Raw genomic sequence first — 1,283 nt, forward strand, 5'->3', positions numbered from 1 at the left:
GGCCCCCGCTGCCCACCGGTGCACCACCGCCCGTCCACGACGCGCTCCCCCTCGAACGCCCGCGCCGACCGTAGGCGCGCCCGGGGCGGCGCGGCAAGCACCCCGCGCGCGCCCGGACGGGCGGTCCGCTCGGGCCGCGGGGCGCGCGGGTGGGACCATCTCCCCGGTCCCGGCGCGCACCGCCGGACCGCCCGCACCACCGTCCCCGAGGAGCAGACGATGACCGACGGCCCGCGGCCGCTGAACCTGCGCGAGGTCGCCGAGGGGCTGCGCTCCCCGCACGCGCCCGTCGTGCCGGCGGGACCGGCCTCGCCGCTGCTGGGGCCCTCCCGCCTGCGCGAGCTGGCCACCTGGCTGGCCGGCACGCGCGACGCCGACGTCGCCGGCCCGCTCGAGCGCGTGCGCCTGGTGGTGCTCGCCGGGGACCACGGCGTGGCGGCCCGGGGCGTCTCGCTGCTGCCGCCCGGCGGCACGCCGGCCGCGGTGCGGGCCCTGGTGGCCGGCGAGCACCCGGCGGCGGCGCTGGCCGCCTCGGCCGGGGTGCAGCTGGCGGTGCACGCGGTGGGCGTGGCCGACCCGGGCGGGGAGCTGGCCGGCCTGCCGGCGGAGGTGACGGCCCGCGCGGTGCGCGCCGGCAGCGCCGACGTGTCGGTGCAGGACGCGATGACGGCCGAGGAGGCAGAGGCGGCCGTGCTCGCCGGCGCGGCGATCGCCGACGAGGCCGTGGACGAGGGCGTGCAGCTGCTGCTGCTGGGCGGCGTGGGCGCGGGCGCCACCACGGTCGCCGCCGCCCTGGTGGCCGCCTGCCTGCGCAAGGGGGCCGTCGACGTGGTGGGCCGCGGCAGCGGCATCGGCGACGAGGCGTGGATGCGCAAGGCGGCCGCGGTGCGCGACGCGGTGCGCCGGGCCCGGCCGGTGGCGACCCGCCCGGCGGTGCTCCTGCAGACCGTGGGCAGCCCGGACGCGGCGGCGGCGGTGGGCCTGCTGCTGCGCGCCGCGGCCCGGCGCACGCCCGTGCTGCTGGACGGGGTGGTCGGCGCGGCCGCCGCCCTGGTCGCCAGCCGCGGGGTGCCGGGGGCGGAGAAGTGGTGGCTCGCGGGCGCGCGCACGGCCGAGCCGGCGCAGCACCTGGCGCTGGAGCGGCTGAAGCTGGTGCCGGTGCTGGACCTGGGCGCGGGCCGCGGCGCCGGGACGGGCGCGCTGGCGGCGCTGGGGGTGCTGCGCGCGGCGCAGGTGCTGGCCGCCGCGGACGCGGCCGCGGCGCCGGACGCCCCGGCCGGGGA

1 protein-coding gene is annotated in these 1,283 nt (G+C 83.0%); it reads left to right on the top strand.

Annotated elements, in window-relative coordinates:
- Positions 1 to 219 precede the first annotated feature (219 nt).
- Positions 220 to 1,283: nicotinate-nucleotide--dimethylbenzimidazole phosphoribosyltransferase (locus GTR00_RS21080; protein WP_166613469.1), on the top strand; the 1,064-nt coding region annotated here is incomplete at its 3' end.

Source organism: Kineococcus indalonis, from assembly GCF_009906395.1.
Classification (GTDB): domain Bacteria; phylum Actinomycetota; class Actinomycetes; order Actinomycetales; family Kineococcaceae; genus Kineococcus; species Kineococcus indalonis.